The following is a 16,897-nucleotide window of genomic DNA, read 5'->3' on the forward strand; positions in this document are numbered from 1 at the left end:
GAAGGAGTCATCATGAGCAGCTCTTCCACCCAGGGCGTCAAGACGGTGCTGCACCCCGTCTCCGACCTCACGAAGGCCAAGGAGGTCTACACCGCCCTGCTCGGCACGCCCCCGCAGACCGACGAGCCCTACTACGTCGGGTACGAGGTCGCCGGTCAGCACATCGGGCTGGTGCCCGGCGGCGGCCCGCAGGGGATGACGTCGCCGGTGGCGTACTGGCACGTACCGGACATCGAGGCGCGGCTGGCCGAGGTGACCGCGGCGGGCGCCACCGTCACCGAGGCGGCGCACGACGTCGGCGGCGGACGCCTGGTGGCCACCTTCACCGACCCCGACGGCAACGTCCTGGGCCTGCTCCAGGACCGGTGAGCCCCTCCGGGCCCCGGAACCGGCCATACTGCTCCGAGCAGCCAGGACCTAGTCAGGAGACACGATGAGCAAGGCCACGGGGACGCACGCGGCGGACAGCCATGATCTGATCCGGGTGCACGGCGCGCGCGAGAACAACCTCAAGGACGTCACCGTCGAGATCCCGAAGCGCCGGCTGACGGTGTTCACCGGGGTCTCCGGCTCGGGCAAGAGCTCGCTGGTGTTCGGCACGATCGCCGCGGAGTCGCAGCGGTTGATCAACGAGACCTACAGCGCCTTCCTGCAGGGCTTCATGCCGACGCTGGCGCGGCCCGAGGTGGACCTGCTCGACGGGCTCACCACGGCGATCATCGTGGACCAGGAGCGGATGGGCGCCAACCCCCGCTCCACCGTCGGCACCGCCACCGACGCCAACGCGATGCTGCGCATCCTGTTCAGCCGGCTCGGCAAGCCGCACATCGGCTCGCCCCAGGCGTTCTCGTTCAACGTCGCCTCGATCAGCGGCGCCGGCGCGGTGACCACCGAGAAGGCCGGCCGTACGGTCAAGGAGCGCCGCGCCTTCAGCATCACCGGCGGCATGTGCCCGCGCTGCGAGGGCATGGGCCGGGTCTCCGACATCGACCTCACCGAGCTGTACGACGACAGCAAGTCGCTCAACGAGGGCGCGATCACGATCCCCGGCTACAGCATGGAGGGCTGGTACGGGCGCATCTTCCGCGGCTGCGGCTACTTCGACCCGGACAAGCCCATCCGCCGGTTCACCAAGCGGGAGCTCGACGACCTGCTGTACCGCGAACCCACCAAGATCAAGGTGGACGGGATCAACCTGACCTACTCCGGGCTGATCCCGCAGATCCAGAAGTCCTTCCTGGCCAAGGACGTGGCCGCGCTCCAGCCGCACATCCGCGCCTTCGTCGAGCGGGTGGTGACGTTCTCGGTGTGCCCCGAGTGCGACGGCACCCGCCTCAGCAAGGAGGCCCGCTCGTCGCGGATCAACGGGAAGAACATCGCCGAGCTCTGCGCGATGCAGATCAGTGACCTGGCCACCTGGATCCGCGACCTCGAGGAGCCGTCGGTCGCCCCGTTGCTCGCCGGGCTGCGGCACCTGCTCGACTCGTTCGCCGAGATCGGGCTGGGCTACCTCTCCCTCGACCGGCCCTCGGGCACGCTGTCCGGGGGAGAGGCGCAGCGCACCAAGATGATCCGGCACCTCGGCTCGTCGCTCACCGACGTCACGTACGTGTTCGACGAGCCGACCATCGGCCTGCACCCGCACGACATCGAGCGGATGAACCGCCTGCTGCTCCAGCTGCGGGACAAGGGCAACACCGTGCTGGTCGTGGAGCACAAGCCGGAGACGATCGTGATCGCCGACCACGTGGTCGACCTCGGCCCCGGCGCCGGGACGGCCGGCGGGGAGGTGGTCTTCGAGGGCACCGTGGCCGGGCTGCGGGCCGGCACCACGCTCACCGGCCGGCACCTGGACGACCGCGCGTCCCTGAAGCCCTCGGTGCGCGAGCCGGCCGGTGCCCTGGAGATCCGCGGCGCCGCCACCCACAACCTGCGCGACGTCGACGTGGACATCCCGCTGGGGGTGCTGGTCGTGGTCACCGGGGTCGCCGGGTCCGGCAAGAGCTCGCTGATCCACGGCTCGGTGGCCGGGCGCGAGGGCGTGGTGTCCGTCGACCAGACCGCCATCCGCGGCTCCCGGCGCAGCAACCCGGCCACGTACACGGGGCTGCTGGAGCCGGTCCGCAAGGCGTTCGCGAAGGCCAACGGCGTCAAGCCGGCGCTGTTCAGCGCCAACTCCGAGGGCGCCTGCCCCACCTGCAACGGCGCCGGCGTCATCTACACCGATCTGGCCATGATGGCCGGCGTGGCGACCACCTGCGAGGAGTGCGAGGGCAAGCGGTTCCAGGCCTCGGTGCTGGAGTACCGCCTCGGCGGTCGCGACATCAGCGAGGTGCTGGCGATGCCGGTGGCCGAGGCCGAGGAGTTCTTCGGGGCGGGCGAGGCGCGCACCCCGGCGGCCCACGCGATCCTGGACCGGCTCGCCGACGTCGGGCTGGGCTACCTCACTCTGGGCCAGCCGCTCACCACCCTGTCCGGCGGCGAGCGGCAGCGGCTCAAGCTGGCCACCCACATGGGCGAGAAGGGCGGCGTGTACGTGCTCGACGAGCCGACCAGCGGCCTGCACCTCGCCGATGTGGAGCAGCTGCTGGGCCTGCTCGACCGGCTCGTCGACGCCGGCAAGTCGGTCATCGTCATCGAGCACCACCAGGCGGTCATGGCGCACGCAGACTGGATCATCGACCTCGGGCCGGGCGCCGGTCACGACGGCGGCCGGGTGGTCTTCGAGGGCACCCCGGCCGACCTGATCGCCGCGCGTTCCACGCTGACCGGCGAGCACCTGGCCGCCTACGTGGGTTCCTGACCGCCGGGGGTGTGCTCCACGAGGCGGCCGCCGGTCTCGGCGTACCCGGCGCCGGTGAGGGGGCACACCCAGACGCCGTCGCCCTTGGCGACCAGCGGCCGCCCGGCCCGCCCGACCCAGCCCACCCGCCGCGCGGGCACGCCCACGACCAGCGCGAAGTCGGGTACGTCCTGGGTGACGACCGCGCCGGCGGCGACCAGCGCCCACCGCCCCACGGTGACCGGGGCGACGCACACGGCGCGCGCGCCGACGGCCGCGCCCTCGCCGACGGTCACCCCGACGGCGGTCCAGTCGCCGGCCGACTTGGGCCGGCCCTCGGGGGTGACCGCGCGCGGGTACTCGTCGTTGGTCAGCACCGCGGCGGGGCCGATGAAGACGCCGTCGGCGAGCCGGGCCGGCTCGTAGACCAGCGCGTGGTTCTGCAGCTTGACGTTGTCGCCGATGACGACGCCGGGGCCGACGTACGCCCCGCGGCCGACGTTGCAGTCGCGGCCGAGGGTGGCGTCCTCGCGGATCTGGGCCAGGTGCCAGATCCGGGTGCCCGCGCCGATGCCGGCCCGCGGGTCGACGTCGGCGGTGGGCGCGACGGTCACGCCGTCCCGGTCCTGTGCTCCGGTCGTCTCGGCCTCGGTCATCTGGATCCTCCCGGCGGGCGTGGCGGGGTGCCTGCGGACCGGGCCAGCGTAGTGGTGGCGCGCGGCGCGGCGGTATCGGCGGAAAGGCGCCGGATCGCGGCCGGGCGGCCGGGCACCCGCGTGGCGGCATATTGTCGGATTGGTCCGCAGCAATGCGTCAAAGGCCAGTGATCGGGGCGATCGAGGCGCCCGGGATTGTCTCCGCGAGGCATGCCGGAATTGGCGTGATTGGCGCGTTAATGGTCGACCTGACGGCCCTCGTGCGGGCCCGGAACGTCAATCAGGGCACCAAGTTCCGGTTCGCGGTGATGCTCGCATCGGCTGAACCGGTAGCGCTTGCGCCGGACCGGCCATAGCTCCCCCGTCCCCTCGTTTCGACCCCCTGTTCGGTACTCGACAAATGCAACTGCCGGGGTCACCGTGCTCCGTAGCATGTAGCCGTTCCGGGTCCGGAACGAGGCCGGTCCGTCGGTTGGGGGGAACGCCCGTGGGGACACGCCAATTCACACGAGACGTCGTGATCGTCGGTGGCTGCGGGCGGGTGGGACTGCCGCTCGGCATCGCACTCGCGTCGCGGGGCCAGACGGTCACGCTGTACGACATCAACGACGCCGCGGTGTCCACTGTGAACGCCGCGCGGATGCCGTTCGACGAGGACGGGGCCGCCGGCCTGCTCGCCGAGGTCGTCGCGGCGGGGAAGCTGGTCGCCACGACCGACCCCGCCTCGGTGGCCGCCGCCGAGCACCTGGTCGTGGTCGTGGGCACCCCGGTCGACGAACACCTGAACCCGGACCTCGGCGTGGTGCCGCGGGCCCTGGAACGCTGCGCCGAGCACCTCGTGCCGGGCCAGCTCGTCATCCTGCGCAGCACGGTCTATCCCGGGGTCACCGCGCTCACCGAGAAGATGCTGCGCAATCGCGGCATCGAGGTCGACGTCGCGTTCTGCCCCGAGCGCATCGCCGAGGGCCGGGCGCTGACCGAATTGTTCGAGCTTCCACAGATCGTGGCCGCTCGCAGCCCCGAGGTGAGCCTGCGGGCGGAGAAATTCTTCCGCAACCTGACCGACCAGATCGTCGCGGTCTCGCCCGAAGAGGCCGAACTGGCCAAGTTGTTCACGAATACGTGGCGGTACATCAAGTTCGCGACCGCCAACCAGTTCTGGATGATGGCCAACGATTTCGGTCTCGACTACAGCCGGATCCGGCACGCCATCACCTACGACTACCCGCGCGCCGCCGACGTGCCGATGCCGGGCTTCGCCGCCGGGCCGTGCCTGCTGAAGGACACCATGCAGCTCGCGGCGTTCAACAAGAACAACTTCGTGCTCGGCCACGCCGCGATGCTCATCAACGAGGGCCTGCCGCTCTACCTCGTGTCGAAGATGGAGGACCGCTTCGACCTGAGCGACCTGACCGTCGGCGTGCTGGGCATGGCGTTCAAGGCCGGCAGCGACGACCCGCGCGAGAGCCTGGCGTACAAGCTGCGCAAGATCCTGACCCTCAAGGCGAAGTCCGTGCTGTGCACCGACCCGTACATCGCCGACGACCGGTTCGTGCCGCTCGAGGAGGTGCTGGCCCGCGCCGACGTGCTGGTCATCGCCGCTCCGCACGCCGACTACGCCGGCCTCGACACCGACCTGCCGCTCATCGACATGTGGGGGCTGACGCGGCGCGGGGTGCTCGTATGAGGCCCCGGGTCTCGGTCGTCATCCCCGTCTACAACGAGGGCGACGCGATCATGCCGTGCATGGAGCGGATCCTGCGGGACGTGCTGCTGCCGGCCGAGATCCTGCTCGTGCACGACACCCCGGACGACACCACGGTCCCGTACGCGCAGAAGCTCGCCATGGCCGACCCGCGGGTGCGCCCGGTGCTCAACACGTACGGCCGGGGACCGGCCAACGCCATCCGCTTCGGCATCGACGCGGCGCTGGCGCCGGTCACCGTGGTCACCATGGCCGACGGCTGCGACGACCCGCGCCAGATCGACGGCCTCGCCCGGCTGGTGGAGCGGGGTGTGGTGGTCGCCGCCGCCTCCCGCTACATGCCCGGCGGCCAGCAGGTCGGCGGCCCGCGCCTGAAGCGGCTGATGTCGCGGTGGGCCGGGCTCAGCCTGTACCACTTCACCCGGGTCGGCACCCGCGACGCCACGAACAGCTTCAAGGCGTACCACACCGACTTCGTCCGCCAGGTGGGCATCGAGTCGCGGGCCGGCTTCGAGATCGGGCTGGAGCTGACCGCCAAGGCCGCCCGGGCCCGGATGCCGGTGGCCGAGCTGCCCACCATCTGGCTCGACCGCCAGCTCGGCGAGTCGCACTTCGACCTCGGCCGGTTCCTGCCCAGCTACCTGCGCTGGTACCGCTTCGCCTTCGGCCGCCGGCTCACCATGGAGCAACTCGCCGCGCGCCGGGTGCGCGTCGAGGCGGCCGAGCAACCCGTCCCGTCCGTCGCGCTCGAAACCACCAGCTAGGAGAATTCGTGTCCAAGGTTCTGATCACCGGCTCCGCCGGGTTCATCGGCGGCTACGTCGTGGAGGAACTGCTGTCTCGCGGGCACGAGGTGGTGGGCGTCGACAACTTCTCCAAGTACGGGCCGGTGTCCCACTCGTACGACGACGATCCGCGCTACCACTTCGTCGAGGGCGACGCGCGGGACGTGGACCTGCTCAGCGGGCTGCTGTCCGACTGCGACCACTTCATCGCCGGCGCGGCCATGATCGGCGGGATCTCCTACTTCCACGCGTACGCCTACGACCTGCTCGCCACCAACGAGCGGATCATGGCGGCCTCCTGCGACGCGGCCATCCGCGCGCACCGCGAGGGCAGCCTGCGCAAGGTCACGTACCTGTCGTCGTCGATGGTGTTCGAGTCCACCGGCCACTGGCCGTCGAAGGAGGGCGACGAGCGCCGGATCCCGCCGCCGCTGTCGTCGTACGGCTTCCAGAAGCTCGCGGTGGAGTACTACGCGCACGCCGCTTGGGACCAGTACAAGCTGCCGTACACGATCGTGCGGCCGTTCAACTGCGTCGGCGTCGGCGAGGGCCGCGCGCTGGGCGAGGCGGAGGTGCTCTCCGGCAACGTCAAGCTCGCCATGTCGCACGTCGTGCCGGACCTCGTGCAGAAGGTGCTCAAGGGCCAGGACCCGCTGCACATCCTGGGCGACGGCGAGCAGGTGCGCCACTACACGTACGGCGGCGACCTGGCCCGCGGCATCGCGACGGCGATGGAGCACGAGCGCGCCCGCAACGAGGACTTCAACATCTCCACCGCCGAGTCGACCACCGTCCGCGAGCTGGCCGGGGTGATCTGGCGGAAGATCAAGGGCCCGGACGTGCCGCTGCGGCTGGTGTCCGACGACCCGTTCGAGCACGACGTCCAGAAGCGCGTCCCGGACGTCACCAAGTCGCGGGAGGTGCTCGGCTTCGAGGCGACCACCACCCTCGACGAGATGCTCGACGAGGTGATCCCGTGGGTGACCCAGGCGGTCGCCGAGGGCCGGCTCTGACCGCCGGTTCCCCCGTGCTGACCGGCGGGCCCGCACCCTCGGGAGCGCCCGGGCGCCCGCACGCGGCACGCCCCGGGGAGGTGGCCCGTGCGCTGTTCGTGGCGCCGCCGCCGGGGCGGGTGAGCGGCCGGGCGGTCGCCCTGGCGGTGCTCGCCGTCGCGGTCGCCGCGGCGGTGGGACTGCTGCGCCAGCCCGGCGCCGGCGCCCTCGACACGGTGTGGGCCGAGGACGGCAGCGTCTTCCTCGCCGACGCCCTGCGGGAGGGCCCGTTCGCGGCGCTGCTGAACTCGTACGCCGGCTATTTCCACGCCGTGCCGCGGCTGCTCGCCGCGCTGGCGTCCGCGCTGCCGCTCAGCGCCGCCTCGGCCGTCCTGGCCGTCTCGGCGGCGCTGTGCACCGGCCTGCTGGCGCTGCTGGTGTACGTCGCCAGCGCCGCCCACCTGCGCTCCCGGCTTTCCCGCGTCCTGGTCTCCGCCGGCCTGGTGGTGGTGCCGGTGGCGCAGGATGAGGTGCTGAACTCGGTCGCCAACTTCCACTGGTACGGCCTCTACGCCCTGTTCTGGGTGCTGCTGTGGAGCCCCCGCGGGCGCGCCGGCCGGGTCGTGGCGGTGGCGACGGTGCTGCTGGTGGCCACGAGCGACATCCTGGTGGCGGCGTTCGTGCCGCTGGCCCTGTTCCGTGCCGTGCGGCGGGCCGGGGACGGGCGCCGCGACCGGCTCGGCCTCGCGCTGGCCGGGGCGCTCGCGGCCGGCCTGGCCGTGCAGGCCGCGGGGCTGCTCGGCGGCTCCAGTTCCCGGGCGCTCGCCCCGGATCCGGTGCCCGCCGCCACCGGCTACCTGCTGCGCGCGGTGCCCGCCCCGCTGGTCGGCCAGCGCTGGCTCGGTCAGGGTGTCGACGCCTCCTGGCTCCTGCTCGCCGGCCTGGCCTGGCTCGTGGTCCTCGGCGTCCTGGCGGCGGCCCTGCGCGGCCGGACCCGCCCGGCGTGGGTCCTCGCCGGCACGGCCGCCCTGCACAGCGCCGTGCTGTACGCGCTCCCGGTGACCCTGTCCGGCGTGGCCGCCCCCCGCTACACGGTCGCTCCCGCCATGCTGGTGGTGACCGCGCTGGTCGCCCTGGCCCAGCCCGCGCCGCCCGGCGAGACGGTCGCCCGCCGGGCCCAGGTCGCCCCGCTGCACCTGCTGGCCGGGCTGCTGGCCGTCGTGGCCCTGGTCAACCTCCGCGTCGACAACCCGCGGGCGTACGGGCCCCGCTGGAGCGCCGAGGTGGACCGCGCCGGAGTGGCCTGTGCCACCGACGGCACGGGCACCGAACTGGTGATCGCGCCCCTGCGCGTTCCGGCGTGGACGGTGCCGGTGCGCTGCCCCGACCTATGACGCCCTGGGAGGACCACACGTGATGCCACGGATCGGCACGCTGGCGAACCGGAGGATCGAGGCCTACCGGCTCCGCGCCGAGATGCGCCGCCGGCAGCCGCCGTCGCTGCGTACCGCGCCGGCGCGCGGCGAGCGGCCGGTCGTCTACTACCTGACGCCCGACCTCGACCTGCCGGTCGGCGGGATCCGGGTCATCTACCGGCACGTCGACGCGCTCAATGCCCTCGGGCTGCGGGCCAGGGTGCTGCACGGCAACCGGGGATTCCGGTCCACGTGGTTCGCGCACGACACCGCGGTGACCTACGCGAGCGACGTGGCGCTGACCGCCGACGACGTGCTCGTGGTGCCCGAGTGGTACGGACCCACCCTGGACCGCCTGCCCGCCACGGTGCCGCTGGTCGTCTTCAATCAGCGCGCCTACGACACCTTCGACTTCGTGCCGTACCCCGGAACCGGGCCGGGTGCCCCGTACGCCGGCTTCCCGAACCTGCGGGCGCTGCTGACCGTTTCGCGCGACAACGCCGAGCTGCTCGCGTACGCGTTCCCCGATCTGCCGGTGCACCGGGTCCGCAACGTGGTCGACGCGGAGATGTTCCGCCCGGGCCCCGAGGTTCCCGCCCGGCGGATCTGCTTCACCACGACCCGGCGCGAGCGCGAGCGCGACCAGCTGCTGCACATCCTGCGCTCCCGCGGGGTGCTGGACGGCTGGGACGTCGTGGCGATCAGCGGCCGCTCGGAGGCGGAGGTGGCCGCGATCATGCGGGACAGCGCGGTGTTCCTCAGCTTCAGCGACCGCGAGGGGTTCGGCCTGCCGCCGGCCGAGGCGATGGCGAGCGGCAGCTACGTCGTCGGCTATCCGGGGCTGGCCGGGCGCGAATTCTTCGACCCGGCCTACTGCGCGCCGGTCGACGAGAACGATCTGCTCGGTTTCGCCCGGGCGGTCGAGACGGCGTGCGGCGCGTACGACGCGGATCCGGTCGGCTTCGCCAAGGCCGGGCGGCTCGCGTCGGAACGCGTGCTGTCGGAGTACGCGCCCGAGCGGCTCGACGAGGACCTGCTGGCGTTCTACCGACCGCTGACCGGCCGATGAGAAGGCTCGGCCGCCCGACCGGCTCGCCGGGTACGGCCGAACGGATCGGCTTCGGCAGGCACCCCTTCAGGTTTCCGACAGCGTGCTGGTGCCGCCCCGCGACCCGTTGCTAGCTTGCCCGCGAGCCCCCTCACCAGAAGTGGATGTCAGTGAATTCTCCGCGCATTCAACCCGACGAGCCCATCGGTGTGGCCGTCGTCGGGGCCGGCTACTGGGGCCCCAACCTGGTCCGCAATTTCCAGGCCACCCCCGCCTTCCGGCTGCGCCGGCTGTGCGATCTCGACGTCGACCGGGCCCGGCGGGTCCTCGGCGGCTACTCGACCGTGGAGGTCTGCGCCGGCCTCGACGAGGTGCTGGCCGATCCCGGGGTGCACGCCGTCGCGATCGCCACCCCGGCCGGCACGCACCTGCCGGTGGCGATGGCCGCCCTCGAGGCCGGCAAGCACGTGCTCGTCGAGAAGCCGCTCGCGGCCACGTACGAACAGGGGCGGCGGCTGGTCGAGGAGGCGGACCGGCGCGGCCTGACCCTGATGTGCGACCACACCTACTGTTACACCCCCGCGGTGCTGCGCATCCGCGAGCTGCTGCACTCCGGCGAGCTGGGGGAGCTGCACTTCCTGGATTCCGTACGCATCAACCTCGGCCTGGTGCAGCGCGACATCGACGTGGTCTGGGACCTCGCGCCGCACGATCTGTCCATCCTGGACTTCGTGCTGCCGCCGGGCGTGACCCCGGTCGCCGTCGCCGCGCACGGCGCGGACGGCATCGGGGCCGGCCGGGCCTGCGTGGCGTACCTGACGCTGCGGCTGAACACCGGCGCCCTCGCCCACGTGCACGTGAACTGGCTGTCCCCGGTGAAGGTCCGCACGGCCATCTTCGGCGGTTCGAAGCGGACGCTGGTCTGGGACGACCTCAATCTGAGCCAGCGGCTGGCCGTCTACGACCGCGGGGTCGACGTGGCCTCGCCGGACGAGCTCGGCGACGAGCAGCGCCGGGACATCCTGGTGTCGTACCGGTCGGGGGACATGGTGGCGCCGGCGCTCACCGAGCGGGAGGCGCTGCGCACGATGGTCGAGGAGTTCGGCCGGGCCATCACGACGGGCACGCCCGCGCTCACCGACGGCCGGTCCGGCCTGCGGGTGCTGGAGATTCTGCAGGCCGCCTCGCGCAGCCTCGCCGACGGGGGAAAGATGATCGAGCTCGACGAAGGGCACATGGCGTGACGGGCGTAGAGATCGAGGGCTCGCGGGCCCTCGTCACCGGTGGGGCGGGCACGATCGGCTCGCACGTCGTCGACGAACTCATCCGCGGCGGGGCCGCCGAGGTCGTCGTCCTCGACAACTTCGTGCGGGGGCGGCGCGAGAACCTGGCCTGGGCCACCGCCAACGGTCCGGTGCGGCTCGTCGAGGGCGACATCCGCGACCGCGAGCTGGTACGCGCCGAGACGGCCGGCAAGGACCTCGTCTTCCACCTCGCCGCCATCCGCATCACCCAGTGCGCGGAGGAACCCCGGCTGGCCAACGAGGTGCTGGTCGACGGCACGTTCAACGTCGTCGAGGCCGCCGCCGCCGAGGGCGTGCGGAAGGTCGTCGCCTCGTCGTCGGCCTCCGTGTACGGCCTCGCCGAGCAGTTCCCGACCACGGAACGGCACCACCCGTACCACAACGACACGTTCTACGGCGCGGCCAAGGCGTTCAACGAGGCCATGCTGCGCAGCTTCCACAGCATGTCCGGCCTCGACTACGTGGCCCTGCGCTACTTCAACGTGTACGGCCCCCGGATGGACATCTACGGCCTCTACACCGAGGTGCTGATCCGCTGGATGGAGCGCATCGAGTCGGGCACCCCGCCGCTGATCCTCGGCGACGGCCTGCAGACGATGGACTTCGTGCACGTGGCGGACATCGCGCGCGCCAACATCCTGGCCGCCCGCGCCGACGTCACCGACGAGGTGTTCAACGTCGCCAGCGGCACCGAGACCAGCCTCAAGGAGCTGGCGCAGGCGCTCAGCGAGGTGATGAAGTCCGACCTCGCGCCGGAGCACGGCCCGGCCCGCGCGGTCAACGGCGTCACCCGCCGGCTCGCCGACACCCGGGCCGCGGCGGACCGGCTCGGCTTCCGGGCGGAGATCGGGCTGCACGAGGGCCTGCGGGGCCTGGTCGAGTGGTGGCGGGAGTCGCGATGAGCGAGCGCCGCATCCCCGTCATGATCCCGATGCTGGGCGAGGAGGAGGCGCAGGCCGCGGCCGACGCCGTCCGGTCCGGCTGGGTCGCCCAGGGCCCCCGGGTCGCCCGTTTCGAGCGGGAGTTCGCGGCCACGGTCGGCGCCGGGCACGGCGTCGCCGTCAGCTCCTGCACCACGGGACTCCACCTCGCGCTGGTGCTGCTGGACGTGGGCCCCGGCGACGAGGTGATCGTGCCGTCGCTGTCGTTCATCGCCACCGCCAACGCGGTGCGGTACGTCGGCGCCACCCCGGTCTTCGCCGACGTCGACCTGGCCACCGGCAACGTCACCGTCGAGACCGTGGAGGCGGTGCGCACCGGGCGTACCCGGGCGGTCGTCGCCGTGCACCAGGGCGGCGTCCCGTTCGACACGGCCGCGCTGCGCAAGGCCACGGACGGCTGGGGCGTCGGCCTGGTCGAGGACGCCGCCTGCGCGGCCGGGTCCACCGCGTACGGGCAGCCGGCCGGCGCCGGGGCCGCGATCGCGGCCTGGTCGTTCCATCCCCGCAAGCTCATCACCACCGGCGAGGGCGGGATGGTGACGGTCGACGACGCCGGCTGGGCGGCCCGCCTGCGCCGGCTGCGCGAGCACGGCATGAACGTCTCCGCGGCCGACCGCCACGCCAGCTCGCAGCCGGTGCTGGAGGCGTACCTGGAGACCGCCTACAACTACCGGATGACCGACATCCAGGCGGCCGTCGGGCTCGTGCAGCTCGGCCGGCTCGCCGGGCTGGTCGCGCAGCGCCGCGCGCTCGCCGCCCGCTACCACGACCTGCTGGCCGGCATCGACGGCCTGGTCCCGGTCCGCGACCCGGCGTACGGCCGGACCAACTACCAGTCGTTCTGGGTCCTGCTGAACCCGGAGTACGCCACCGGCCGCGACGAGGTGCTCGCCGAGCTGGCCGCCCGGGGCGTGTCCGCGCGCCGGGGCATCATGGCCGCCCACCTGGAGCCCGCGTACGCCGGCGTCCCCCACGGGCCGTTGCCGGTGACCGAGCGGCTGACCCGCGACTCGCTCATCCTGCCGCTGCACCACGCGCTCACCGGGGACGACCAGGACCACATCGCCGGCATCCTGCGGGAGCTGGGCCGCCGGTGAGGGACCTGGTCATCGTCGGGGCCGGCGGCTTCGCCCGGGAGACGGCCGCCGCGGCCGCCGCCGCCAACCGGGAGCGGCCCACCTGGCGGATCCTCGGCTTCGTCGACGACGACCCGGCGCTGCACGGCACCACCCGGTCCGGCCTGCCGATCCTCGGCGGGGTGGACGGCGTGGCGGAGCTGCCGCACGCCGGAGTCGTGGTCTGCGTGGGCAATCCGCGCGACTACACCGCCCGCCGCCGCCTCGTGGAGCGCCTCGCCCTGCCCGCCGAGCGGTACGCCACCGTCGTGCACCCGTCCGCCGAGGTGGGGGCGGGCTGCACCACCGGCCCGGGCAGCGTGCTGCTGGCCGGCACGGTGCTCACCGCCGACGTCACCGTGGGCGCGCACGTGGCCGTCATGCCGCAGGCCGTGCTCACCCACGACGACCGGGTCGAGGACTACGTCACCGTCGCGTCCGGCGTACGCCTCGGCGGGGGAGCGGTGCTCGAGCAGGGCGCGTACGTGGGCGCCGGGGCGCTCGTCCTCCAGGGCGTCACCGTCGGCTCCCGGTCGCTGGTCGGCATGGGTGCCGTCGTCCTGCGCGACGTCCCCGCCGGCCAGGTCTGGGCCGGCAGCCCGGCCCGTTTTCTCCGCACCGCCGACCAGCCCGCCGAGGAGCTGACACCATGACCCGCATCCCGCTCGTCGACCTGGCCGCCGCCCACGCGGAGGTGGCCGAGGAGGTCGAGACCGGCTTCAAGCGCATCATCGCCGAGACCGCGTTCATCGGCGGCGCCGAGGTCGCCGCCTTCGAGCAGGAGTACGCCGCGTTCTCCGGCCTGCCGCACTGCGTCGGGGTGGCGAACGGCACCGACGCGCTGGAGCTCGCGCTGCGTGCCGTCGGCGCCGGCCCCGGCACCGAGGTGATCCTGCCGGCCAACACGTTCATCGCCACCGCCGAGGCGGTCGCCCGGGCCGGCGCGCGGGTGGTGCTGGTCGACTGCGATCCGGGGACGTATCTCCTGGATGTGGACGCCGCCCTCGCCGCGGTCACGCCGGCCACCCGGGCGATCGTGCCGGTCCACCTCTACGGTCAGCTCGCGCCCGTCGAGCGGCTCCGGGCCGGCCTCGCCGGCCGCGACGTCGCCATCGTCGAGGACGCCGCGCAGTGCCAGGGTGCCACCCGCTTCGGCCGCGCCGCGGGCGCCGGCGGGATCGCCGCGACCAGCTTCTACCCGGGCAAGAACCTGGGCGCGTACGGCGACGCCGGCGCGGTCGTGACGGCCTCCGCGGAGCTGGCCACCACCGTACGCACCCTGGGCAGCCACGGCGGCCTGGTCAAGTACACCCACGACCTGGTCGGGGTGAACAGCCGCCTCGACGGCCTCCAGGCGGTGGTGCTGCGCGCCAAGCTGACCCGCCTCGCCGACGGCAACTCCCGCCGCCGCGCCGCCGCGGCCCGCTACGACGAGCTCCTGGCGGGCCTGGACGTGGTGCTGCCCCGGACGCTGGAGGGCAACGAGCACGTGTGGCACATCTACTGCGTCCGGGTCCCCGGCGACGGCACCGCCGCCCGCCGCGACGAGGTGCTGTCGCGGCTGAACGCGGCCGGCATCGGCGCGGCGATCCACTACCCGGTGCCGGTGCACCGCACGGGCGCGTTCGCCGGCCTCGGCGGCTCGTTCCCGCACGCCGAGGCGGCCGGCCCGGAGCTCCTCTCCCTGCCGATCTATCCGCAGATCACGCCGGACCAGCAGGCCCGGGTGGCCGAGGCGCTGTCCGCCGCCCTGGCGGCCGTCGGCTGAACGTCGGCGCGGGACCGCCTTTCCGCTCCGCGGTTCGGGCGGAACGGGCGTCCAGGCGGCACCCCGGACGCCAGTAGCGTGAGGCGGGCCCCGGTGGGCCGGGAAGGTGGGGCGACGTGTACGTGACGCTGCGGGACCGGCCGGGGGCCGACGCGGCGCCGGGGGCCGGGCGGGCGCTGCGCCGGGTCTCGTCGACGGTGGTGCTGCTCGGCGTGGTCAGCCTGCTGACCGACGTCTCGTCGGAGATGGTGGCCTCGGTGCTGCCGCTGTACCTCACCGCGGCGGTCGGCCTCAGCCCGGTCGCGTACGGCTTCCTCGACGGCGTCTACCAGGGCGTCAGCGCCTTCGTCCGGATCGCCGGGGGCTACGCCGGGGACCGCGGCGGCCGGCCCAAGTGGGTGGCGGTGCTCGGTTACGGCGCGTCGGCGCTCAGCCGCATCGCCATGCTGCCCGCCGCGGGCTTCGCGGCCATCACGGGCGTGGTGACCGCCGACCGCCTCGGCAAGGGACTGCGGACGGCCCCCCGCGACGCCCTCATCGCCGAGGCCTCGGACCCCGCTGTGCTGGGCCGCTCCTTCGGCGTGCACCGCGCGCTCGACACCTGCGGCGCGGCGCTCGGGCCCCTGGTGGCCTTCGCGCTGCTCGCCTCCGTGCCGGGCAGCTACGACTCGATCTTCGTGGTGTCGTTCGCGTTCGCCGCGGTCGGCGTGGCCGTGCTGGTGCTCTTCGTGCCCAACCTGCGGACCACGGCGTCGTCGGCCCGGGTCGGGCTGCGCCGCGCGCTGCGGGACATCGGCGGCCGGTCGCTGCGCCGGCCGCTGCTCGCCGCCGGGATGCTGGGCCTGCTCACCGTCGGGGACGGCTTCCTCTACCTCTCGCTGCAGGATCGCGACGAGATCGCCGCCGGATACTTCCCGCTGCTGTACGTCGGCACCAACGTCGCGTACCTCGCCCTGGCCGTGCCGCTGGGCCGGCTCGCCGACCGGGTGGGCCGGGGGCGGGTGCTGGTGGCGGGCCACGGCGCCCTGCTCGTCTGCTACCTGCTGGCCGCGTTGCCGGCCGGCGGGATCGGCCTGACCCTGGCGGTCCTGCTGCTGCTCGGCGTCTTCTACGCGGCGACCGACGGGGTGCTGCCCGCCCTCGTCAGCCGGCTGGTGCCGGCCGAGACCCGGGGGAGCGGGATCGCGGCCGCGCAGACCGTCGTGGCGCTGGCCCGCTTCGCGTCCTCGGTGCTCTTCGGTCTGATGTGGACGGTGCAGGGACCGGCCCGCTCGCTGCTGCTGTTCGCGGCGCTGCTGGCCGTGGCGGTGCCGGTGGCGGCGTGGCTGCTGCGTGGCATCGGCCGGGCGGAGGCCGCGTGACGCTCCGGCTGCGCGTCGCCCTGCTGGTGGCGGTCCTGCTCGTCGCCGCGCTGGGCGCGGGCGGATATGTCTGGAAGGTGCGCCAGGACCAGGCCGAGGCCGTCGCCGCGGCCCCGGCGGTCGCGCAGGGCGGCGACCTCGCGGCGTTGCGCGCCGCGCCGCACCTGGTGTTCCGCAGCACCGCGCTGGGGGAGAACTACGGCCGGGTCGCCGTCGCGCCGCTGTCCGCGCCCGGCGGGCCCCGCGCGTTCGCCCCGGTGGCCTGCGAACGGGTGTACGCCACCGCCGAGGACGCGATCTGCCTCTCCGCGGACCGGGGGCTGGTCACCACGTACCAGGCCCAGCTGCTCGACGCCGCCTGGGCCCCGGTGCGGGATCTGCCCCTGACCGGCGCTCCGAGCCGCGCCCGGCTGTCCCGCGACGGCTCGCTGGCGGCCACCACCACGTTCGTCTTCGGCGACTCGTACGCCAACCCCGGCCAGTTCTCCACCCGCACCGTGGTCACCCGCACCGACGGCGAGGTGGTCGGCGACATCGAGAAGTTCCGGCTGATCGTCGGCGGGAGGACGGTCACGGCGGCCGACCGGAACCTGTGGGGCGTCACGTTCGTCGACGACGACCGGTTCTACGCGACCGCCGCCTCCGGGGGCCGGACGTGGCTGGTGGCGGGGAGCCTGTCCGCGCGTACGGTCACCGCCCAGCGCACCGACGTGGAGTGCCCGTCGCTGTCGCCGGACGGCACCCGGGTGGCCTTCAAGAAGCACGGCGACCTGCCGGCGGGCAGGTGGCGCCTCGCCGTGTACGACCTGCGCACCCGGACCGAGACGCTGCTGGCCGAGACGCGCAGCGTCGACGACCAGGTCGAGTGGCTCGACGACGGCACGGTGGTCTACGGGCTGCCCCGGGAGACCTCGGGCTCGGCGTCGAGCGACGTGTGGCGGGTGCCCGCGGACGGCACCGGCAGGCCGGAGATCCTGATCCCGGACGCCTGGTCGCCGGCGGTCGTCCGCAACCCCTGATCCGGG

General features: G+C 73.5%; 15 protein-coding genes. 14 read left to right on the forward strand and 1 reads right to left on the reverse strand.

Annotated elements, in window-relative coordinates; all coding sequences use genetic code 11:
* The first annotated feature begins 12 nt into the window (after nucleotides 1-12).
* The gene (locus CLV70_RS05375; RefSeq protein ID WP_106125599.1) at nucleotides 13-369 is read left to right on the forward strand and encodes a VOC family protein; all 357 of its coding nucleotides are present in this window, start codon (nucleotides 13-15) and stop codon (nucleotides 367-369) included.
* A gap of 64 nt (nucleotides 370-433) precedes the next feature.
* Nucleotides 434-2,803: an ATP-binding cassette domain-containing protein gene (locus CLV70_RS05380; RefSeq protein WP_106125241.1), complete on the forward strand. Its 2,370-nt coding sequence runs from the start codon at nucleotides 434-436 to the stop codon at nucleotides 2,801-2,803.
* Here CLV70_RS05380 and CLV70_RS05385 read toward each other — a convergent pair.
* Complete coding sequence (locus CLV70_RS05385; RefSeq protein WP_106125242.1) at nucleotides 2,788-3,438, reverse strand: acyltransferase; 651 nt, start codon at nucleotides 3,436-3,438, stop codon at nucleotides 2,788-2,790. The genes CLV70_RS05380 and CLV70_RS05385 overlap by 16 nt on opposite strands.
* 517 nt (nucleotides 3,439-3,955) lie before the next feature.
* Here CLV70_RS05385 and CLV70_RS05395 point away from each other — a divergent pair.
* The 12 genes from CLV70_RS05395 (at nucleotide 3,956) to CLV70_RS05450 (ending at nucleotide 16,891) form a co-directional block, all read left to right on the forward strand.
* Nucleotides 3,956-5,125, forward strand: coding sequence for a nucleotide sugar dehydrogenase (locus tag CLV70_RS05395; protein WP_245908038.1), 1,170 nt, complete (start codon nucleotides 3,956-3,958; stop codon nucleotides 5,123-5,125).
* Complete coding sequence (locus CLV70_RS05400; RefSeq protein ID WP_106125245.1) at nucleotides 5,122-5,907, forward strand: glycosyltransferase family 2 protein; 786 nt, start codon at nucleotides 5,122-5,124, stop codon at nucleotides 5,905-5,907. Before CLV70_RS05395 ends, CLV70_RS05400 begins: the two co-directional genes overlap by 4 nt.
* An 8-nt stretch (nucleotides 5,908-5,915) precedes the next feature.
* A complete protein-coding gene (locus tag CLV70_RS05405; RefSeq protein ID WP_106125246.1) occupies nucleotides 5,916-6,941 on the forward strand; it encodes an NAD-dependent epimerase/dehydratase family protein in 1,026 nt (341 codons plus the stop codon).
* Nucleotides 6,905-8,314, forward strand: a complete 1,410-nt coding sequence (locus tag CLV70_RS05410; RefSeq protein ID WP_146163965.1) for a hypothetical protein — start codon at nucleotides 6,905-6,907, stop codon at nucleotides 8,312-8,314. Before CLV70_RS05405 ends, CLV70_RS05410 begins: the two co-directional genes overlap by 37 nt.
* Before the next feature lie 19 nt (nucleotides 8,315-8,333).
* Entirely contained in the window at nucleotides 8,334-9,404 is a 1,071-nt protein-coding gene (locus tag CLV70_RS05415; RefSeq protein ID WP_146163966.1) for a glycosyltransferase family protein, read from the forward strand.
* A gap of 143 nt (nucleotides 9,405-9,547) precedes the next feature.
* The gene (locus tag CLV70_RS05420) at nucleotides 9,548-10,627 is read left to right on the forward strand and encodes a Gfo/Idh/MocA family protein (RefSeq protein ID WP_106125249.1); all 1,080 of its coding nucleotides are present in this window, start codon (nucleotides 9,548-9,550) and stop codon (nucleotides 10,625-10,627) included.
* Nucleotides 10,624-11,589 carry an NAD-dependent epimerase/dehydratase family protein gene (locus CLV70_RS05425; protein ID WP_106125250.1) on the forward strand — a complete coding sequence of 322 codons (966 nt, stop codon included), beginning with the start codon at nucleotides 10,624-10,626 and terminating at the stop codon, nucleotides 11,587-11,589. The genes CLV70_RS05420 and CLV70_RS05425 overlap by 4 nt, the downstream gene beginning before the upstream one ends.
* Nucleotides 11,586-12,725: a DegT/DnrJ/EryC1/StrS family aminotransferase gene (locus CLV70_RS05430; RefSeq protein ID WP_245908039.1), complete on the forward strand. Its 1,140-nt coding sequence runs from the start codon at nucleotides 11,586-11,588 to the stop codon at nucleotides 12,723-12,725. Before CLV70_RS05425 ends, CLV70_RS05430 begins: the two co-directional genes overlap by 4 nt.
* On the forward strand, nucleotides 12,722-13,396 hold the full coding sequence (locus CLV70_RS05435) for an acetyltransferase (RefSeq protein ID WP_106125251.1): 675 nt from the start codon (nucleotides 12,722-12,724) through the stop codon (nucleotides 13,394-13,396). Before CLV70_RS05430 ends, CLV70_RS05435 begins: the two co-directional genes overlap by 4 nt.
* On the forward strand, nucleotides 13,393-14,511 hold the full coding sequence (locus CLV70_RS05440) for a DegT/DnrJ/EryC1/StrS family aminotransferase (protein WP_106125252.1): 1,119 nt from the start codon (nucleotides 13,393-13,395) through the stop codon (nucleotides 14,509-14,511). The genes CLV70_RS05435 and CLV70_RS05440 overlap by 4 nt, the downstream gene beginning before the upstream one ends.
* Before the next feature lie 116 nt (nucleotides 14,512-14,627).
* Complete coding sequence (locus tag CLV70_RS05445) at nucleotides 14,628-15,872, forward strand: MFS transporter (RefSeq protein WP_106125253.1); 1,245 nt, start codon at nucleotides 14,628-14,630, stop codon at nucleotides 15,870-15,872.
* Nucleotides 15,869-16,891: a TolB family protein gene (locus tag CLV70_RS05450; RefSeq protein WP_106125254.1), complete on the forward strand. Its 1,023-nt coding sequence runs from the start codon at nucleotides 15,869-15,871 to the stop codon at nucleotides 16,889-16,891. The genes CLV70_RS05445 and CLV70_RS05450 overlap by 4 nt, the downstream gene beginning before the upstream one ends.
* Nucleotides 16,892-16,897 lie beyond the last annotated feature (6 nt).

The organism is Pseudosporangium ferrugineum, assembly GCF_003002065.1.
GTDB classification, from domain to species: Bacteria; Actinomycetota; Actinomycetes; order Mycobacteriales; family Micromonosporaceae; genus Actinoplanes; species Actinoplanes ferrugineus_A.

What these genes read in the sequence shown, in the direction of transcription:
- CLV70_RS05440 (WP_106125252.1), top strand. Translation starts at nt 13,393, where the DNA reads ATGACCCGCATCCCGCTCGTCGACCTGGCCGCCGCCCACGCGGAGGTG.
- CLV70_RS05430 (WP_245908039.1), top strand. Translation starts at nt 11,586, where the DNA reads ATGAGCGAGCGCCGCATCCCCGTCATGATCCCGATGCTGGGCGAGGAG.
- CLV70_RS05380 (WP_106125241.1), top strand. Translation starts at nt 434, where the DNA reads ATGAGCAAGGCCACGGGGACGCACGCGGCGGACAGCCATGATCTGATC.
- CLV70_RS05420 (WP_106125249.1), top strand. Translation starts at nt 9,548, where the DNA reads ATGTCAGTGAATTCTCCGCGCATTCAACCCGACGAGCCCATCGGTGTG.
- CLV70_RS05375 (WP_106125599.1), top strand. Translation starts at nt 13, where the DNA reads ATGAGCAGCTCTTCCACCCAGGGCGTCAAGACGGTGCTGCACCCCGTC.
- CLV70_RS05385 (WP_106125242.1), bottom strand. Translation starts at nt 3,438, where the DNA reads ATGACCGAGGCCGAGACGACCGGAGCACAGGACCGGGACGGCGTGACC.
- CLV70_RS05400 (WP_106125245.1), top strand. Translation starts at nt 5,122, where the DNA reads ATGAGGCCCCGGGTCTCGGTCGTCATCCCCGTCTACAACGAGGGCGAC.